A 19453-nucleotide genomic window follows, 5' to 3' on the forward strand; every position below is an offset into this window, starting at 1 on the left:
GGGGAATCGGAATGACGATTTATGAAACGATTGTAGTTGAACGAGAGGAAAATCTAGCTTATATCATTATTAATCTACCAGAAGTAAGAAATCGATTAAGTAAGGAAACGTTAGCGGAGATTGTAGAAGCACTAGAAGAACTAAAGAACGATCGCGAAGTCGGTTGTGTCGTGTTCTGTGGACAAGGAGACAAAGCTTTTGCAGCGGGTGCTGATATTAACCAGTTGAATGCGCGTCAATCATTGGATATGTTACAAGCCGGAGGAATGCAAGAAGTCTATGATTATATTGAATCGTATGAAAAACCGACAATTGCGATGATTAATGGGGTTGCGCTAGGCGGCGGCTGTGAATTAGCGATGGCTTGTGATATTCGCCTAATTGCAGATCATGCGAAAATGGGATTGCCAGAATTAAATTTATCGATTATTCCGAGTGCTGGTGGAACCCAACGACTTACACGACTAGTTGGGAAAGGAAAAGCAATCGAAATGATTTTACTAGGGAAATTTATTTCAGCAGAGGAAGCGAAACAGATTGGTTTAGTGTCTGAAGTCGTTCCGCTTGCTGATTTAAAAGCCAAAGTAGAAGAAACAGCGAAACAAATTTTAGCTAAAGGGCCTCTTGCGGTTAAGCTTGCGAAGATTGCGATTCATTTAGGCTCAGATGTCGATATGAAAACGGGATTAATGATTGAGCGCCTTGCTCAAGCGGTTCTCTTCTCTACAGAAGATAAAACAGAAGGAACAGCGGCCTTTATTGAAAAAAGAAAGCCTGTATTTCTATCGAAGTAATGAAATAAAAAGACCATTCCGTTATAATAGGGAATGGTCTTTCTTATTGTTTGATAAATCATAAAATTCTTGAGTTTCTGTTGGGGAATTTCGATATCCATTGCAAATACCCTCATGTTAATACAGTGAATTCCACTAAATAATAGTAGAATATTTGACTAAAACTATCGAATATAGCCAACCTTTAAAGAAATATGCAAAGAATATAAAATTATCTCTTAACAATCTTGACGAAATTCATAGGATTAATTATGATTTAGGGACAATATTGAATTAGACAACTTAGATTTAAAGTGAGGTGTGTTGCATGTATTTAACAATTAATGGGGTTGAAAAAAGCTTTATTAATGAGAAGAAAGAACGAGTGAAAGTACTCGATAATATTAATATTGAAGCCGAAAAAGGAAGCTTTGTTTCGATTGTTGGACCATCGGGCTGTGGGAAATCAACACTGCTATATTTAATTGCAGGACTTGATCAGCCGGATGCTGGAGATATACGAGTGGCAGGCCAAAAGGTGAAGAAGCCTGGGCCAGAGCGGGTTGTTGTCTTCCAAGAGGCGGGATTGTTTCCATGGCTAACCGTATTAGAGAATGTTACATATGGTTTGAAGCTGAAGAAAATGTCAAAAGCAGAAGCTGAGGCAAAAGCATTAGAAGTATTAAAGATGGTTCACCTTAGCCGTTATGTAGATTCGTATCCTCATCAGTTATCCGGAGGCATGAAGCAAAGGGTTGCTATTGCAAGAGCTTTAGTCATGGAACCAGATATTTTATTAATGGATGAGCCGTTCTCAGCACTAGATGAACAGACGAGAATGGTGTTACATAAAGAACTTATAGAAATTTGGAGAAAAACAAAAGTAACGATTTTCTTTATTACTCATAATATTCGAGAAGCTGTTCAGCTTTCAGAAAAGGTCGTTGTCTTTGCTACTCGTCCAGGGAAAATCAAAGACATTATTTCGGTTCCATCGATGAAAGACGGAGTCATGCCCGATAGTGTTACATTACATACGGAGCAGAAAGTTTTGAGTATTTTACAGGAGGAAATCGAAAAAGTATTGAAGGAGGAAATGGGAGATGACTACAGCTTTAAGACGGGTCCTGTTCATCGCAATGATAGCGGTGATATGGGAAGTCACATCTAGACTTTCAAGCCTTCCTGATTTTATGTTTCCAGGCCTTCTTCAGGTATTAGATACATTGGTTAACGGTATAATAAGCGGACAAATTACGGAAGCTATTTTAAAAAGTATAGGACGGATTTTACTTGGGTTTACGATAGCTATTGTTATCGGTCTTATTCTAGGTTATTTTATTTGGCGCTACAAGCTTGTGGAAGATACGCTCGGCTTTGTTGTAACAGCTCTGCAGTCCATTCCAAGTATTGTTTGGTTTCCGCTTGCGATTATTTGGTTTGGATTAAATGATTTTTCCATTCTTTTTATCGTAACGATTGGGGCTACTTGGACGATGACGGTCAATGCTACGAGCGGCTTCAAAAATGTTCCGCAGCTGTATCAACGAGTTGCTAAAACCTATGGATCAAGTGGTTTTCATTTTTTACGTACGGTCATTTTACCGGCTTCCGTACCGCAAATCATTTCTGGTTTACGTATTGCTTGGGCGTTTTCTTGGCGCGCCTTAATGGCAGGGGAGCTGCTTGGCGGAGGCGGCGGTCTTGGTCAACTATTAGAAATGGGTCGATCACTTGGTCAAATGGATTTAGTTATTTCGGTTATGATTATTATTGCTATTATTGGAACAATTGTAGATAATGTTGTATTTTCTCGCTTAGAACGCAATGTTCAATTAAAGTGGGGAGTTAGTTCACGCTAGTTTGTAGAAGTTACTTATTTAAAAAAAGGAGAAAAGAAGATGAAAAAGTTATTGTTTACACTCATTGCTTCTATACTATTTATTGGTATATTAAGCGGTTGTGCACAATCTGATCAAAAAGAAGAAAAAGCAGAAACTGGTTCTGATGAAAAAACGGTTAAAATTGGTTACTTCCCAAACTTAACGCATATCGCGACAATTGTGGCGCTTGAAAAAGGCTATTTTGAGGAAGAATTCGGTAAAGATGTGAAAATTGAAACAAAAACCGTTAGCAATGGCGGATTATTTATGGAAGCGATGGCTACAAAAGCAATCGATGTTGGTACAGTTGGTCCTGGACCGCTGCTTAACTTCTATGTGAAAAATCCAAACTATCATTTGATTTCTGGAGCAGTCAATGGCGGGGCTGTACTTGTTACAAGTGAAGCAAGTAATATTAAAGATCTAAAAGATTTAGACGGCAAAAAAGTAGCTATTCCGGTTATTGGGAGTACGCAAGATGTAATGCTTAGAAAAGCGCTTCAAGAGGTGGATTTAAAACCAACAACTAATGGTGGTTCAGTAGAATTATTTGCGTCAGCTCCTGCAGATACGGTTTCTCTTTTCGTTCAAAAATCAGTGGATGCGGCAGCTACTCAGGAACCATGGGGCTATGTGTTAGAAAATCAGGCAGGTGGTAAGCTGCTTTTAGATTGGGATGAATTCGCATGGGGCAAAGACTCTACGAATACAGTAGTAGCTGCTAGTAAGGAGTTTTTAGAGAAAGACGGTCTTGCTGCTTCTTATTTGAAAGCTCATAAAAAAGCGGTAGAATTTATTCAAAACAACCCTGAAGAAAGCCAAGAAGTTGTTATTAAGCATTTGAAAGATTTAACAGGTAAAGAGTTGAAGAAAGAAGAAGTAGAAGCGGCGTTCTCCCGCTTAGAAGTAACGACAGATGTGAATGAAAAAGTAATTCAAGAAATGGCGGATATTAGCAAAGAAGCAAACTATATCCCAAGCAATGATATTAAAGGCTTGATTGACCTTACAGTTCTTGAAGGAATAAAATAATAAAAAGTGAACTCCGATACGATTATGTATCGGAGTTTTTTGATGATGTATGAGATGTTACAGTACAAAAAAGTACACGCTCATAAAGTGGGCTAAGCTTCCTAACAGAATAAAAATATGAAAAATCTCATGAAACCCCCAGTTTTTAAAAGTAAGCCATTTTGGCTTAAGCGCATAAATCAAGCCCCCTATCGTATAAATACACCCTCCGATTATTAATAGAAGCACTCCTTGAAAGCTTAAGACCGAAGATAATGGGGCGATGACAAAAATAATCATCCAACCCATGGCAATATATAGGGCAGTAGAGAGCCAACGAGGGCAATTAAACCAAATCATTTTAAAAGAAATTCCGCATAGGGCAATGGAAGAGATAATGAAAAATAATGCCCATCCTGTTACTCCGCGCAAACTGATTAAGCAAAACGGAATATATGTTCCAGCAATTAAAATAAAAATCATGGAATGATCTAGTTTTCTTAAAAAAGCAATCACTCTGTCTTTCGCAATAACCATGTGATACGCAGCGGATGCAGAATACAGAAGAATCATGCTTAAGCCAAATAGGATGACAGCGGTAATTGTCAGGGGAGATCCTCCTGTAGAGGCTGCTTTGATGACTAGTGCCAGCAAGCCAATAAAAGCTAAAATTGCTCCAGCTAAATGGGTAAATCCATTAATAGGTTCTCGGATATACTGATTCATAATATGGATGCTCCTCTATATAGTTTTTAAAACTACTTATTATATTATATGTATATCGATATGTAGTCAAGGTTTACGAAGTGTTTTTTATGGGATAAAATAATAGCTATACAATAAATATAGGTGGTTTTTGGATGAAAAACATACAGGATATTTTAAATCAGCTAGAATTGGAAAGTCATATTTCTTTAAATGACATTCCAGAAATTGATTTATATATGGACCAAGTGATTCAATTATTTGAGAATAAATTTAATGGGTCAAAAAGAAATGAAGAAGAAAAAGTTCTGACAAAAACAATGGTTAACAACTATGCAAAAGGGAAATTGTTTTTTTCAATTAAAAATAAAAAGTATTCTAAAGAGCATCTGATTTTAATCAGTCTTATTTATCAATTGAAAGGAGCTCTATCTATTAATGATATTAAAGAGCTGCTTGAAGGCTTAAATCGGAAGGTTGTGGAGGAAGAGTTCCGGTTAGATGAATTTTATAATAGTGTTCTTACTGTGAATACGAAAAATGTTGAGAATTTTTATGAAGAGATAAAGGAGCATATCCAGGATGTAAAAGAGGAAATGCAAGCTCTAGAAGATAGTGATCGTTCCTATTTGGAGCAGGTTTTATTGATTGCTTCACTTGTTCAGATGAGCAATGTATATCGAAGAACGGCAGAAAAATTAGTTGATGAAATTATTGGAGGAAAAGAAGTTAAGTAAGAGTAGGGAATGATGAGATGATTAAAAATAATGAGTAAGGCTACATAGTTCTCCTATTCCTTATGTGTTGAGGTGAGTATTTCTTGTGAATAATAAATTTCAATTATCGTGGATTTTTATTTTAAGCATTGTATTCTTGATTGGATTTAGTATGATGGCATTGTTATTTAGTCAAAATGAAGTTACGGCATTTGATCGTGCAATCATTGCCTTTGTTCAAGGGCTGGAATCGCCATATTTAACAGCGGTTATGAAATTTTTTACGTTTATTGGATCATTCAAGGCAATTATTGTTATTTCTCTGTTCACGATGGCACTTTTATATGCAGTATTGAAGCATCGAATAGAGCTTATTTTATTTATTGCCGTGCTTGTTGGTACGCCTATTTTAAACCGTCTCTTAAAAGAGTTTTTTCAACGAGCCCGCCCGGATTTGCATCGGTTGATTGAAATTGGAGGATACAGCTTTCCGAGTGGACATGCGATGAATGCGGCGTCTATGTATGGGATTCTTGCTTTTTTACTATGGCGTCATATTCCTACTAGATGGGGACGAAGCTTGTTGATTATCTTTAGCATGGCCATGATTGTTACGATTGGAATCAGTCGAATCTATCTAGGTGTGCATTATCCTAGTGATATTATCGCTGGATACTTGGCGAGCGGATGCTGGCTTGCGATTACAATCGCCGTTTTTCAAAGATACCAAGAAAAGAGGAGTTCTTTTAGAATTGACCGGAATTCGGCGTGAACTCGGCACAAATTGGTGGGAATCCAAAACAAACTATAAAAAAGGAAACCCATAAGACAGCACTTATGGGTTTCCTTTTTTATTTTAGATTCGATTTCTCCAGTACTCCAACAGCTAATTCATAGAAATATTGTGAAGCTGGGAAGAGTGCTGTATCATCTATTTTGAATTTTGGATGGTGTAAGTCATATGGTCCGCCTGAGCCAATCATGACGAAGGCACCTGGAATTTTTTCTTGGTATAAAGCGAAGTCTTCGCCAATAGAGCTAGCTTCGAGCGTTTTTGTGGTATAGCCCGTTTTATCTCCTATTTCAAGGGCGAAATCGGCCCATTCTGGTGTATTATCAACGGATGGCGGTCCTGAATGCCAAAAGAATTCAACCTTTGCATCAAATGTGACACCAATACCATGTAACACTTGCCGCATACGTTGTTCAATAAATGCTCGTTCCGTTCTACTAAATGTACGAACCGTTCCTTCTAAATAAGCGGAATCCGGGATCACATTCCATGTATTTCCGCTATGTATTTGCGTAATACTGAGCACAGCCGCTTCTCGCGGTGCAACGTTTCGGCTAATAATCGTTTGAAGCGCCGAAATGATGTGACTCGTAATAATAATCGGGTCATTTCCTTCTTCTGGTTTTGCTGCATGTGCACCCGTTGCTGTTACCCGTATTTCAAAACGGTCCACAGCAGCTGTTAATACCCCATGTTTTGTCCCTAGCTCGCCTACTTGTAAAGTTGGATCATTATGAAGTCCGAATATCGCATCGACATCATCCAATGCCCCTGTTTCTAAAATTGCTTTCGCACCATGAGATGTTTCTTCTGCTGGCTGGAAGATGAAGCGGATGGTTCCTGCTAACTTTTCTTCTGCTTGCTTTAATAAAAAAGCGGCTCCTAATATAACAGACGTATGAAAATCATGTCCACATGCATGCATGACTCCCTTGTTGGTAGATGGGAACGCCACATCCGCCTGTTCTAAAATCGGGAGTGCGTCAATATCAGCACGAAGCGCAATAGTTGGGCCGGGTTTGCTGCCTTTAATTTCGGCAACGACTCCAGTTTTCAGTGGTAAATCCAGAATGGTAATATTTTGGGACTTTAGTGCTTCTTTAATTTTTTGAGTCGTTTCGTATTCTTCATTTGATAACTCTGGATTCATATGAAGGTCACGTTTGAATTCTACTAAATATTTTTCTAATTCTGTATCGTTTATAGCCAACGATTTTCCCTCTCCTTCAATGAAAATATGTATAAGTCCATTTCTTCCTTAATGTAAATATTATGGTAAGCATCTGAAAGAAGTCAATGCAGAAGTAGCTTCTTATACATATTTCTCGAATTTCTATCTATTTCATAATTGTCCCTGCTTTTTACATAATCCCTTTCCATAATGGAGAAAATGACTTTGACATCATTTGGACGTTATAGGTTGTAATGTTTCGTTTGAAAGGGGGAGAAGGTATGCTTTTTCGACGTTCTAAACGGAAAAAAATAAATAAACATCAACAAATGGAGGAAGAGAAAAGTCCATTATCCTCCGATTTGAACAAAAATATCGAAAAGATTCGTTTACTATACGAAGATTGTTCGGATGTCGTCTTTCGTTCTTTTTTAATTGGCGGCAAAGTAAAAGCAGAATTAATCTACATTGATGGATTATCGAACATGGAAGAGATGGATACAAGTGTTCTTTCCCCTTTAATGAAGAAGATGGAGGAGAAACGAAGTAACTTGTCTAACTGGATGGAAGAGAAACTATCGGTTGCCAAGATAACAGAAGTAGAAACAGTGGAGGAATGTATTGAACACACTTTAATGGGCAACCCCATTCTACTAGTTGAACATGAAAGTAAAGGACTCGCTTTAGGGCTGGCTCGATCGGAAAAACGTGCAGTTGAAGAACCAGCTTCTGAATCCGTTGTGAAAGGCTCACGTGAAGGTTTTGTTGAAACAATTAGTGTAAATATATCATTAATCCGAAGAAGACTCAAAGATCCGCAATTAAAAATGAAATCAATGAAGATTGGACGTAGAAGCCAAACGGAAGTGGCTATCGTGTATATGAAGGGGCTCGCGAATGAAACATTGCTTGAAGAAGTGAATAATCGATTACAGAGAATTGATATTGATGGCGTATTAGAAAGCCAATATATCGAGGAATTAATAGAGGATCATCCCTCTTCTCCCTTTCCGCAGATTTTAAGCACAGAACGGCCCGACGCGTGTGCTGCTAGTTTATTGGAAGGGAAAGTCGTAATTCTTGTAGATGGTACTCCTTTTGCGATGATCGCTCCTACAACACTTTTGTCCTTATTGCAAGCTAGTGAAGATTACTATCAACGCTTTGTGCTAAGTACAGCGATTAGATGGCTGCGTTATGGTTATGTCCTATTATCTTTGTTACTACCGTCTCTATATGTGGCTGTGCTAAGTTTTCATCAGGAAATGATACCAACAAAGCTTCTGATGAGTATAGCGACAACACGAGAAAATGTTCCTTTTCCTGCCATTGTGGAAGCGTTAATTATGGAAATTACGTTCGAGGCATTACGAGAAGCAGGGGTAAGGTTGCCGAAGCAAATTGGTTCGGCTGTTAGTATTGTCGGTGCTTTAGTTATCGGACAAGCGGCGATTCAGGCTGGGATTGTGTCACCTCCGATGGTCATGGTCGTAGCTTTAACAGGGATTGCCTCTTTTACAATCCCCCGATACAACTTAGGAGCTACCTTAAGGATATTGCGCTTTCCGATGATGTTCCTTGCTGGTACATTGGGCATTTTAGGTGTGATGTTAGGACTTCTTATAATTCTTACACACTTATGTACGTTGCGTTCTTTTGGTGTTCCTTACCTTTCACCAATGGCCCCATGGAATAAGAGTGATATGAAAGATTTCCTCATACGAGCTCCTTGGTGGCAATTATCCAAGCGTCCTCATTTAACTGGAGAGTTTAATGAATATCGCCAAGGCCCTAATCAAAAACCTGGCCCTAGAAAGGGAGGAGAGTGACGTGCTGGAACATGGGAAAATATCGGCAGTACAAATGGGAATGATGATCTACTCGGCCATTGTCACAACAGCCATTCTTTATTTGCCAGCTTCTATCTATGACTATGCAGGAAAAGATTTGTGGTTGTCTCCTATCTTATCTGCCATTTTAGGTTGTATTCCGGTATATGTCGTATATCAATTACATCGTCTTTACCCAGGAGATAGTATTATCCAATACAGTTGTTCCATTGTTGGGAAGATTGGTGGAAAACTGATTGGGGCAATTATTTTGCTTTTTATTTTATTTATATCCAACCAAGCGCTTTGGCAGTATGGGGAGTTTGTCAGCAGCTATTTTCTTCCGCAGACGCCGCAAGTCGTTTTACTTGGCACGATGGCCTTTGTCAGTAGTTTAGCTGTATATGGAGGGGTGGAAGTGATGGGAAGACTGTCAGATTTACTTACTCCTGTCTTGCTTCTTATGTTTTTGACAATTATTATCCTTCTTCTTCCGGATGCACAAGTAAAGCATATGCATCCTATTTTGGGAAATGGGGTTACTCCGGTTTTGAAGGGAGCTTATTTTTCTAACTTTTGGTTTTGTGAGTCCCTATTCATCACTTTCTTTCTTCCTTTTTTAAAAGACCCGGAAAAAGGTAGGAAATGGGGGATTGTTTCCGTATTGTTATTGTTAGTAATAGTGGTCAGTACGAATTTGATTTCTCTTTTAGTATTAGGAAGTGCAACAGGAAGCTTTAATGCCCCATTAATGAATGCTGTTCAGTATATTAGTATAGCTGAGTTTCTATCCCATCTTGAAGCAACTGTGATGGCTTTTTGGATTACGGGTGCCTTCGTTAAAATGTATGTATTTTATTATGTGTTGGCATTAGGCACGGCACAGTGGTTTAACCTTTCTGATTATCGTCCGCTTGTGCTTCCAATCGTTTTTCTATCGGTGGTCTTAGCCGTCTGGCAAGTACCGAATGTGTCGGCTTTCTTCGTGTATAGCCAAACAATAAACTCTGCAGTAGGACCTATTTTATTTACAATGATTCCTCTCTTCCTTTTGCTGATTGCTTTCTTACGGAAAAACAAGAAGCAAGAAAAACAGGTGGAACAGCAGCAATGAGAATGATGTTATATCTTATAGGGTTAACCTGTACGTTTCTACTAACAGGATGTTGGGATCGAGCCGAGGTGAATGATGTGGCTTTAATCAAAGGTGTTGGCGTTGATCGAATAGACGATAACACAATTGAAGTAACGGTTGAAATATCAGTTCCACAAGCGCTGGGTCAAGGTGGAGGCCAAGGTCAAGGTCAAGGAGGCGGTGGGTTAACACAAGTAGCAGCTAGATCTGGCAAGGGGAAGACAGTTCCTGAAGCGTTAGAGAAACTTCAGGAACAATTGCCAAGGAAAATATTTTGGGGACATTCAGAAGTCATTATTATAAATGAAAAGTTAGCGAAGGAAGGCATTCGTGACTCCATTGATTATTTTATACGTGATCCAAGGCCACGTATTCGGTCGTATGTGTTTGTGGCGAAAGAGAGTGCCAAAGAGATACTTTCTCTTAAAACGCAATTATATAGTCCTTCTGAAGTACTTTGGGATATGGCTGAATCACAGACTTTGATGCATGTGACTTTAGTTGATTTACTTCAAAGGCTTGTAAGCGGCGATGTATTCATTCCAATGGTGCATAAATTACCACCACCAAAAGGGAAGAAATCAAATGAAACGATTGCTTATATTTACCGCACCGCCATTTTTAAAAAGGACAAAATGATTGGTTCTATTGATGATGAGTTGACACGAGGTGTGAAATGGATCCAAAATGACGTGAAAGACTCTCAGATTACGTTATTGCCAGAAGGCGCACAAGGATATATATCCATGACTCTCCGTGAGGCAGACGTAAAGCTTGTCCCTAAAATAAAAGGAGATAAGTGGGAAATAACGATTAAGACTAGAACAACAGAAGAGATTGTCTTAAATGAAACGAATATACAAGTTAAGTCACCAAAAGAGATAAATTCTTTAGAAAAACAACTAGTTAAACAATTGGAAGGACGTTTAAAGAGAGCGGTAAAAAAAGTACAAAAAGAACAAAAAGCTGATATTTTGGGATTTGGAGAAGCTTTTGAACGGAAGTATCCGAAGGAATGGCGAGAAGCGAAAGACAAATGGGATGACATCTATCCACAAGTAGAGGTCAAATATGACATTGAGACAACTATTTTAAGAATGGGTGCAGGAACGGCAACAGAAGCGAGGTGAGAAATATTGAAATGGCTATTTGCACTAGGAATTACTTTTTTAGTAGCATGCATGATTGTGTACGAATGGCCAAAAATGAAACAGGATCAGAAAAAGGAAAAAAAGGTTTTTATTGTATTGGTCACTTTTGAATGGCTATTTTCTCTAATCTTTTTGTTTTACCCTGATTTGAAAAATCCGTCTGACTTTCTGCTGCCGATGGTTGATAAGGTGCAAAAAATATTGAAATGAAAAATATCATTTAATTTGTGTATAGTAGTTGTTAATGCATGCTTTTTTGATTATATTAAGATTTCGAAGCCGATTGACAGTGATTACACATTGCTGCACGCTCAGTTTGAATGGCTGGCAACTGAAAATCATGAAATTTGATAAGAGGTAAACCTAATAAGAGGATATCAAAGCTTTCTTTACTAAAGCATTCGCTAACGTAAAGAGAGCTTTTTTGTTCTTGTAGAAGTGTTTTCTTCCCATTTATGATAGTAGAATATATACTAAATATTAGAAATATTCACAACGATAGAAAGGAAGGGTTCGATGGTCTATACAATTGAGGAATTGTTTATCGGACAGATTGCCCGTTTGCAACGAACATTTTCTGAAGCCGACGTAAGAGCATGCAATGAGTTAACGAAAGATTATAGTCCAGTATACAGACCGAGTGAAGAGAACTGGGAAAATTATTATCATCAACCCATTGTTCCTGGTTTGTTAACAGAAGGGTTAATTAACCAAGTAATTAGCGATAAACTGCCTGGAAGTGCTTGTATTTTACTGCAAAAGGAATTGGTTTTTTATCATCCTGTATTTGTTGGAGACGTGATTACCGCTGAATTAGAAATTATTGATATTAATATAGAACGGAATTGGGTCACTCAAAAAGTTACTTGTTACAATGAGGTTGGAAATGAAGTGATTAAGGGACAAGTCGTCATTTTTTTAGTATCCAATAAGAATTAACAGGTGATAACCATGAAGAAAACACTTAATTTAATCGACCCAATTGATGAATGGGGTTCCATGAAAGTGGACGCTAATGGTCGTTTGATTGACATTAGCGCAGAGTTTTGTGAGAACTTTTCGATAAACAAACAGGATTGGATCGGAGCATCAATTAATGAAATCATTCAAGGTATATTTAGTAGAAAGCGTACGAAAGTACTATTTGGTGTTATTTTTGGATATTCTTGTTTAATTAAAGTTTCTAAAGTCAATGAGTATCAGCTTTACCGAGTCATCGTGCGGCAAGATGATATTGACCATGTTGAAATGATTTCATTTATGAATTCAATGGATTCTTCTAAAATGAAGAAAAAATCCTCTTTTCAAAATCGATATAGCTTTGAGGAGATTATGGGAGAAAGTCCCGCGATTGAGCAAATTAAAGAATTATCGGCTCGGGTTGCGACAAGTAATTCAACCGTATTATTAACGGGAGAAAGCGGAACGGGAAAAGAATTATTTGCCCAAGCTATTCATGGATTAAGCTCGAGAAAGAACAACCCTTTCGTTGCTGTAAACTGTGCGGCGATTCCAGATGAATTGTTCGAATCAGAGGTATTTGGATATGAAGCAGGGGCGTTTAGCGGTGCTAAAAAGGAAGGAAAGCCTGGAAAAATAGAATTAGCCCATCAAGGCACTCTTTTTTTGGATGAAATATCAGAGCTTCCTTACCAAGCGCAAGGAAAGTTATTGCGTGTATTGCAGGAAAGAGAAGTAGAACGATTAGGAGGAACCGCTAATAAAAATGTCGATATCCGAATTATTGCTGCGACGAATCGGGATTTGAAAACGCTCGTTCAAGAAGGGAAGTTTAGACAGGATTTATTTTATCGATTGTACATTTTTGAATTGAAAATCCCTTCTCTTCGTCAAAGGAAGGAAGACATTCTTCCGTTAGCTTATTATTTCATCAATTATTTTAATGAGATGCTAGGGCGTCAAGTGAAATTTATTGATGTCAAGCTTCAGGAATGGCTAGTAAATTATGAGTGGCCAGGGAATGTACGAGAATTAAAAGCGTATATAGAACGGGGAATGAATATTGTTGAAGGCGATACAATCACGATGGAAGCTTTATATTTTTCACCAAGTGAATCGACTCCTCAACGGGAAAGGGAATCAGCTCCTCTTCTCAGTTTAGAAGAAGCGATAGCGAATGCAGAAATCGATGCGATTCAACGTGCTCTTCAAGAAGCGAAAGGCGACCGGACTATAGCTGCTCAAAAGTTACACATACATGTCGCTAGCCTTTACCGAAAACTATCAAAATATAATTTAAAATAATAGAATTTAGAACGTGGGGCTGTCTAAAAACGGACAGCCCCACTCTTTTTTTGCTGGATTTTGTCCTTCATGCCCCTGCTGAAGGACATTTCCCTGGCTGGATTCCTCGATTTTGTCTTTTAACACAAATGATCTGAGGAGAATAATTGTTCAACTAAATGGGGGACTGCCCTGAAAGTCATTTTGGTGACTTTTGGGACAGCCTCATTTTTTATAGGCGAGCAAATGGAGGGGTTTTTGCAAATGTGATTCGCAATATTGCGAAACTATCTCATTTTTGCGAATGAATGTGACGAGATATGTGCTTTTACTAGTAAATTCCAGTTGGCACGATATTTGCATAATTAATATAGGCAAAGGGAGGGATTAGCAATGTTGAATTTTTCATTTACAGAAGAGCAAGAATATTTTCGCAAGATGCTGCAAGAATTTGCGAAGGAGGAGCTGTTGCCTCATTACACAAAGTGGGACCGAGAAGGAATTACTCCAAGGCATTTGTGGAAGAAGCTAGGGGAGTTAGGTGTAAATGGTCTCCGAATTCCTGTGGAGTATGGGGGGAGCGGTGCTGACTGCGTTACGACAGGAATTGCTGCAGAGGAAATTGGCAGAGGGGATTTCAATCTAACATATGCGGTTATGCTAAATGCGCTGATTGGAGAAATTATTAATAACCATGCTCGCGAGGAGTTAAAACGAGAATGGCTTCCACAAATTGCTAGCGGTGAAAAGATTGTGGGGATTGCAATCACGGAGCCAGCTGCAGGAACAGATGCTGGTGGAATTAAAACAACGGCCGTACATAAAGGAAATGTATATGTCCTAAATGGAGAAAAGTCAGGAATTAGCGTAGCAACGTGTGGAGATGCGTTTATTATCTTCGCTAAAACAGACCCTGAGTTAGGCAACCGTGGGATTAGTGCTTTTATTGTACCGGCTGATTTACCTGGAGTGGAATGCAAAGGGTATGAAGATATGGGGAATATTCCAGTTGGCAGGGGCTCGATTTACTTAAACGATGTAGAGGTTCCAGAGGAATACTTAATTGGTCTTGAAAATAAAGGTTTTTCCCAAGTTATGAATGGATTTGATTTAAGTCGTTTGTTAATAGGACTACAGTGTGTGGGGGCTGCTTCTCAAAGTATTGATGAGACGATTGAACATGTAAAAGCTAGACAGTCCTTTGGTAAGCCGCTTGCAACCTACCAAGGTATTCAGTTTCCACTTGTGACTCATTATACGCAATTAGAGCTTATTAAATGGCAGGCATATCGCGGACTTTGGCTTCGTGATCAAGGATTAAAGCATAGTAAAGAGTCCTCTTCTGTTAAATGGCTAGGTCCGAAATATAGTGTAGAGGCTATTCATGAATGTTTATTATTTAACGGTCACTATGGTTATACGAAGGAAATGCCGCATGAGCAGCGTTTGCGCGATGTAATTGGATTAGAGATTGGAGATGGAACAGCTCAAGCGAATATGATGGTTATCGCCAAAGATATTATTGGGAAAGAGTTCCGTTCTTATTAAACTAGAGAGCTGTATTGTATAAAAATATAGATTGCTATTTTATCGGTTACATTGCGAGAATTCAAAGCACGTTTACGATGATGGAAGTAATTAAAGGACAAATGAGTCTAAAACTATTATAGCGATGGAGGTCAATAATATGGAATTAACAGATATCTTATATGAAAAAACGAATGGGATTGCCAAAATTACAATTAACCGTCCGCAGGTTTATAATGCTTTTCGAGCAAGAACAATCCAGGAATTAATTTGGTCTTTCCGTGACGCATGGGATGATAACCGCGTTGGGGTTGTTATTTTAACAGGAGCAGGCGAAAAGGCATTCTGTGTCGGTGGAGATCAAAAAGAAAAAGGCGATGAAGGTGGATATGATTATTCCGGCGGTTTAGGAGGTGGTATCGGTCTAGAGGTGGAGAATTTGCATCAAACCATTCGAAATATTCCGAAACCAGTTATTGCAGCGGTAAATGGATTCGCGATTGGCGGAGGACATGTGCTTCATGTCATTTGTGATTTAACGATTGCGGCGGAAACAGCAAAATTTGGTCAAAGCGGACCTAAGGTAGGAAGCTATGATGCCGGGTTTGGCTCAGCTTATTTAGCTAGAGTTGTTGGGGAAAAGAAAGCGCGAGAAATTTGGTATTTATGTGAACAATATTCTGCACAAGAAGCAAAAGAAATGGGTCTTGTGAACAAAATTGTTCCTGCAGAGCAACTGCAGCAAGCAGCAGAAGAGTGGGCTGAAAAGATTCTTGAAAAGAGTCCAACAGCGCTGAAAATGCTTAAATATTCCTTTAATGCAGATAGCGCAAACATCCAAGGAATTTCGCAGTTATCAATGGGTAGCCTGGCTATGTTTTACAACACACCAGAATCGGAAGAAGGAAAGAATGCTTTTCTTGAAAAACGGCCAGTAGATTTCAAAAAATTTAGACAGTAAAAAGGGGGATGGAATTTAGTGAAACTAGATACGCTGTTGAATCAGGAATATGTGGAGAAGTACCAGTCTATTTGGCCGAATCGAACAATCTTAGATTACTTAAATGAGGCAATCGCAAATCATCCGGACAAGGTGGCAATTATTGATAAGAAGAGCCGCTATACGTATAGAGAAGTTGGAAAGCTAGTGGATCGAGTTGCCTTAGGTTTGCTGAAAATAGGTTTGGGAAAGGGAGATGTTATTTCGATTCAATTGCCTAACTGGAATGAATTCGTCATCCTTCATTATGCGGCTACTCGAATAGGAGCTATTACAAACCCCCTTATTCCAATTTATCGTGATCGTGAAATTGGCTATATGGTAGGTATGGTTGAATCGAAAATGATAGTTGTTCCAGATAAATTCCGAGGCTTCGATTACCCAGCCATGATAGAAAGGCTTAGCCACCAATGGCCGGCAATGGAACATGTCTACGTGCAAGGAGAGAATATTCCAAGCGGAATGAAATCTTTAGCTACGCTGTTTGAAGAACCGTGGGAAGAGCGTATGGATGTAAAAGTGTTAGATGAAACCGAGCATAATCCGAATGATGTGACAGAAATTATTTTCACTTCCGGAACAACTGGAAATCCGAAAGGGGTTATGCACACACACAATACACTTTGTGTTTCAACGAATTATTGGATTGAACGTTTACGTTTAACCTCTGATGATGTGATGCATATGGCTTCTACTTTTGCACATCAAACTGGATTTGGCTATGGGGTACGACTACCGACTCATTATGCAGGAACGGCTGTTTATCAGGATGTTTGGAATCCAAACGAATTTTTAGAGTTGATAGAGAAAGAGGGAATTACATTCACTGCAGGTGCAACACCATTTCTTGAAGATACGATTCGATTAGAAAATATCGGGGAATATAATCTTAGCACATTGCGTGCATTTGTTGCGCTAGGGGCCCCGATTCCAAGGCAGCTAGTTAAAGAGGCAAATGAAAAGGTACCATGTGAAATTTTAGCTGGTTGGGGGCAGACGGAAAACGGTCTTGTGACCTTGACGAAGCTTGATGATTCAGAGGAAAAACTAACGGGTACAGATGGTGTTCCTTTTTCAGGAATGGAAGTCAAAGTGGTGGATATGAATGGTGAAATATGTCCGCCGCATCAAGAGGGAGCTTTACTATCGAGGGGGCCTGCGCAGTTCGTTGGCTATTTAAAACGGATGGATGACACACTTGCTGAGCATCAGGATGGCTGGTTTATTACAGGGGATCGTGCTGTGATGGATGAAGATGGATATATTCGTATATCTGGTCGTAATAAAGATGTAATCATCCGAGGCGGTGAGAATATCCCTGTTGCCTATGTGGAAAATGTTCTTTATGAACATCCGGATATTTCTATCGTGCAAATTATTGCAATGCCTGATCGAAGACTTCAAGAGAAGGCTTGCGCATTCATTAGCATGAAGCAAGGCAAAACGCCATTAACTTTACAAACTATGCGTGAATTCCTTGAGCAAAAAGGGATAGCCAAGCAGTATTGGCCAGAACATGTAGAAGTTATTGATGAATTTCCACGAACACCAAGCGGAAAAATTAAAAAATTCCGTCTAAGAGAAATGATTAGTGAACAGATTAGTGGCCAAGTGTAAAAAGTAAATCGAAAAAATAGATTAAGTGGAGGGGAAGTTATGAGTAAACGAGTTGCTTTTATAACAGGAGCAGGCAGAGGAATGGGAAGAGAGATTGCTAGAACGCTAGCTTCTAAATCTATGAATATTGTTGTTACAGATGTAAATTTAGAAAACGCACAAGAAACGGTTTCTATTTTAAAAGAAGAAGGGGCAGAAGCGGTTGCCGTGTATTGCGATGTAACGAAGCTAGAAAGTGTTCAGGAAGCGGTCGCAACAGCACTTACTCATTTTGAAAAGATTGATGTATTGGTCAATAATGCAGGATGGGATAAAGTGGAACCGTTTTTAAAAAGTGAACCAAGTACATGGAAAGCAATTATTGACATTAATTTAATGGGGCAAATTCATACATGTAAGGAAATCTTGCCAGTCATGGTTGAAAACGGTTACGGAAAAGTCATTAATATTTCTTCAGATTCAGCGAGAGTTGGTTCAAGTGGAGAAGCCGTTTACTCGGCTGCAAAAGGTGGAATCGTGGCCTTTACGAAAACATTGGCTAGAGAAATGGCAAGACATAAACTAAATGTCAATTGTATTGCACCAGGACCAGCTGACACACCGCTATTTAGGGAAATTGGCGAAACGAATGAAAAGCTTGTAGCGTCTTTAGAAAAAGCTATTCCATTCAGACGTTTAGCTCAACCTAGTGATATTGCTAATGCTGTGGCGTTCTTGGCCTCTGATGAAGCAGAATATATTACGGGTCAAACACTTTCAGTGAGCGGCGGATTAACAATGGTGTAAGAATTTCATAGGAATGAGGCTGAATTAAAAATAGGAGATTGGCATGATTTTCTGTAGATTTGGCAGGATTATAAGTCAAATTGGCATGATTTCTCATGAATTTAGCACGATTATAAGCTAAATTCGCATGATTCTACTTTTAAGACAGCCTCGTTCTATTTTTAGAAGGAGGTTATTCGATGAATAGTAGTTTACAAGGAAAAAATGTCTTAATTACCGGTGCTGCAAAAGGAATTGGTCGAGGAATTGCGTTAGCGGCTGCTAGTGAAGGGGCGAATATTGCGTTACATTACCGTGGATCTGAAGCAGAAGCTATGAAAACAGCGAAAGAAATCGAAGAACTTGGGGGAAAAGTAACTCTCGTACAAGGTGATCTTGCACGTTTAGAAGATATTAAGAGAATCAAAGAAACGCTTGATGAGAAGTTTGGCCATGTGGATTGTATTGTTAACAACGCTGGCTGGGCGCAAGTAAAATCGTTCTTTCAATATGAGCCAGAAGAATGGAAACGTGAAGTAGATATTTGTTTTTATGGTGTATTGAATTTAGTACATACGTTTATGCCTGCGATGATGGAGAACAATCAGGGGAAGTTTATTAATATTGTCGGGGATTCTGCAAGAACAGGGGATCGAAATTTAATTGTTTCAGCAGCTGCTAGAGGGGGAGCAATCAGTTTTTTAAAGTCACTAGCAATCGAAGCAGGTCGAAACAACGTGCAATGTAACACGGTTTCACTTGGACTCATTGACCAAGGTGAATTGAATTTTAATGAAGCAACACTCGCGAAGGTGGTCAAGCAGTATCCGCTCAAAAGACTTGGACAAGTCGATGATGTAACGGGAATTATTTTATTTTTATTATCGGAATCAGCGGATTGGATTACCGGCCAGGTCATATCGGTAAATGGCGGGCATAGTATGTTGGGGTAATGAATGCATGAATAGGGGAAAAAGATGCGGCATACACTTTTTTTGTTTGGTAGGGATTGATAATCTGACTATACCAAAGAATGAAGTGTTTTTTTTGTGTTTACATAGAATTTATACTTCTTTACACATTTTAGTCGACCGTTTATGGTAATATTTAATATGGGATTATTTTATTAATTT

At 38.8% G+C, this 19453-nt stretch carries 19 protein-coding genes; 17 read left to right on the top strand and 2 right to left on the bottom strand.

Translation table 11 applies throughout. The annotated features are described in order from the left end of the window. The first annotated feature begins 11 nt into the window (after positions 1-11). From BAOM_RS06295 to BAOM_RS06310, 4 genes are all read left to right on the top strand, one after another. The gene (locus BAOM_RS06295; protein WP_127759546.1) at positions 12-794 is read left to right on the top strand and encodes an enoyl-CoA hydratase/isomerase family protein; all 783 of its coding nucleotides are present in this window, start codon (positions 12-14) and stop codon (positions 792-794) included. Positions 795-1101: 307 nt separating this feature from the next. After that, on the top strand, positions 1102-1944 hold the full coding sequence (locus BAOM_RS06300) for an ABC transporter ATP-binding protein (RefSeq protein WP_127759547.1): 843 nt from the start codon (positions 1102-1104) through the stop codon (positions 1942-1944). Next, the gene (locus BAOM_RS06305; protein WP_119118754.1) at positions 1877-2635 is read left to right on the top strand and encodes an ABC transporter permease; all 759 of its coding nucleotides are present in this window, start codon (positions 1877-1879) and stop codon (positions 2633-2635) included. The genes BAOM_RS06300 and BAOM_RS06305 overlap by 68 nt, the downstream gene beginning before the upstream one ends. 39 nt (positions 2636-2674) lie before the next feature. After that, positions 2675-3688 carry an aliphatic sulfonate ABC transporter substrate-binding protein gene (locus BAOM_RS06310; RefSeq protein ID WP_127759548.1) on the top strand — a complete coding sequence of 338 codons (1014 nt, stop codon included), beginning with the start codon at positions 2675-2677 and terminating at the stop codon, positions 3686-3688. A 57-nt stretch (positions 3689-3745) separates the two neighbouring features. On the opposite strand, the gene trhA is transcribed toward BAOM_RS06310, so the two are convergent. After that, the gene (gene trhA, locus BAOM_RS06315) at positions 3746-4393 is read right to left on the bottom strand and encodes a PAQR family membrane homeostasis protein TrhA (RefSeq protein WP_127759549.1); all 648 of its coding nucleotides are present in this window, start codon (positions 4391-4393) and stop codon (positions 3746-3748) included. Between the two features lie 134 nt (positions 4394-4527). On the opposite strand from trhA, the gene BAOM_RS06320 reads away from it, so the two are divergent. Further along, complete coding sequence (locus BAOM_RS06320; protein WP_127759550.1) at positions 4528-5109, top strand: DUF1836 domain-containing protein; 582 nt, start codon at positions 4528-4530, stop codon at positions 5107-5109. 85 nt (positions 5110-5194) lie between these two features. Continuing rightward, positions 5195-5860 (top strand): phosphatase PAP2 family protein, encoded by a 666-nt coding sequence (locus tag BAOM_RS06325; RefSeq protein ID WP_257467669.1) that lies wholly within the window; start codon positions 5195-5197, stop codon positions 5858-5860. 79 nt (positions 5861-5939) lie between these two features. On the opposite strand, the gene BAOM_RS06330 is transcribed toward BAOM_RS06325, so the two are convergent. After that, on the bottom strand, positions 5940-7091 hold the full coding sequence (locus tag BAOM_RS06330) for an amidohydrolase (RefSeq protein ID WP_286676303.1): 1152 nt from the start codon (positions 7089-7091) through the stop codon (positions 5940-5942). A gap of 242 nt (positions 7092-7333) precedes the next feature. Here BAOM_RS06330 and BAOM_RS06335 point away from each other — a divergent pair, with 242 nt between their 5' ends. The 11 genes from BAOM_RS06335 (at position 7334) to BAOM_RS06385 (ending at position 19273) form a co-directional block, all read left to right on the top strand. Next, positions 7334-8881, top strand: coding sequence for a spore germination protein (locus BAOM_RS06335; RefSeq protein ID WP_127759551.1), 1548 nt, complete (start codon positions 7334-7336; stop codon positions 8879-8881). Between the two features lies 1 nt (position 8882). Further along, the gene (locus tag BAOM_RS06340) at positions 8883-9995 is read left to right on the top strand and encodes a GerAB/ArcD/ProY family transporter (protein WP_164853152.1); all 1113 of its coding nucleotides are present in this window, start codon (positions 8883-8885) and stop codon (positions 9993-9995) included. Continuing rightward, positions 9992-11146: a Ger(x)C family spore germination protein gene (locus BAOM_RS06345; protein WP_127759553.1), complete on the top strand. Its 1155-nt coding sequence runs from the start codon at positions 9992-9994 to the stop codon at positions 11144-11146. The genes BAOM_RS06340 and BAOM_RS06345 overlap by 4 nt, the downstream gene beginning before the upstream one ends. A 6-nt stretch (positions 11147-11152) precedes the next feature. After that, the gene (locus BAOM_RS06350) at positions 11153-11377 is read left to right on the top strand and encodes a hypothetical protein (protein ID WP_127759554.1); all 225 of its coding nucleotides are present in this window, start codon (positions 11153-11155) and stop codon (positions 11375-11377) included. A 306-nt stretch (positions 11378-11683) separates the two neighbouring features. Beyond that, positions 11684-12106 (top strand): hotdog family protein, encoded by a 423-nt coding sequence (locus tag BAOM_RS06355; RefSeq protein ID WP_127759555.1) that lies wholly within the window; start codon positions 11684-11686, stop codon positions 12104-12106. Between the two features lie 12 nt (positions 12107-12118). After that, positions 12119-13432: a sigma-54 interaction domain-containing protein gene (locus BAOM_RS06360; RefSeq protein WP_127759556.1), complete on the top strand. Its 1314-nt coding sequence runs from the start codon at positions 12119-12121 to the stop codon at positions 13430-13432. Positions 13433-13804: 372 nt separating this feature from the next. Then, positions 13805-14959: an acyl-CoA dehydrogenase family protein gene (locus tag BAOM_RS06365; protein WP_180319822.1), complete on the top strand. Its 1155-nt coding sequence runs from the start codon at positions 13805-13807 to the stop codon at positions 14957-14959. A 139-nt stretch (positions 14960-15098) separates the two neighbouring features. Further along, a complete protein-coding gene (gene menB, locus BAOM_RS06370) occupies positions 15099-15899 on the top strand; it encodes a 1,4-dihydroxy-2-naphthoyl-CoA synthase (RefSeq protein WP_119118765.1) in 801 nt (266 codons plus the stop codon). An 18-nt stretch (positions 15900-15917) separates the two neighbouring features. Further along, positions 15918-17555, top strand: coding sequence for an AMP-binding protein (locus tag BAOM_RS06375; RefSeq protein WP_127759557.1), 1638 nt, complete (start codon positions 15918-15920; stop codon positions 17553-17555). Between the two features lie 39 nt (positions 17556-17594). Beyond that, positions 17595-18341, top strand: a complete 747-nt coding sequence (locus tag BAOM_RS06380) for an SDR family NAD(P)-dependent oxidoreductase (RefSeq protein ID WP_127759558.1) — start codon at positions 17595-17597, stop codon at positions 18339-18341. Between the two features lie 179 nt (positions 18342-18520). Then, a complete protein-coding gene (locus tag BAOM_RS06385; protein WP_127759559.1) occupies positions 18521-19273 on the top strand; it encodes an SDR family NAD(P)-dependent oxidoreductase in 753 nt (250 codons plus the stop codon). Positions 19274-19453 lie beyond the last annotated feature (180 nt).

It is taken from the genome of Peribacillus asahii (genome assembly GCF_004006295.1).
Lineage (GTDB): Bacteria > Bacillota > Bacilli > Bacillales > DSM-1321 > Peribacillus > Peribacillus asahii_A.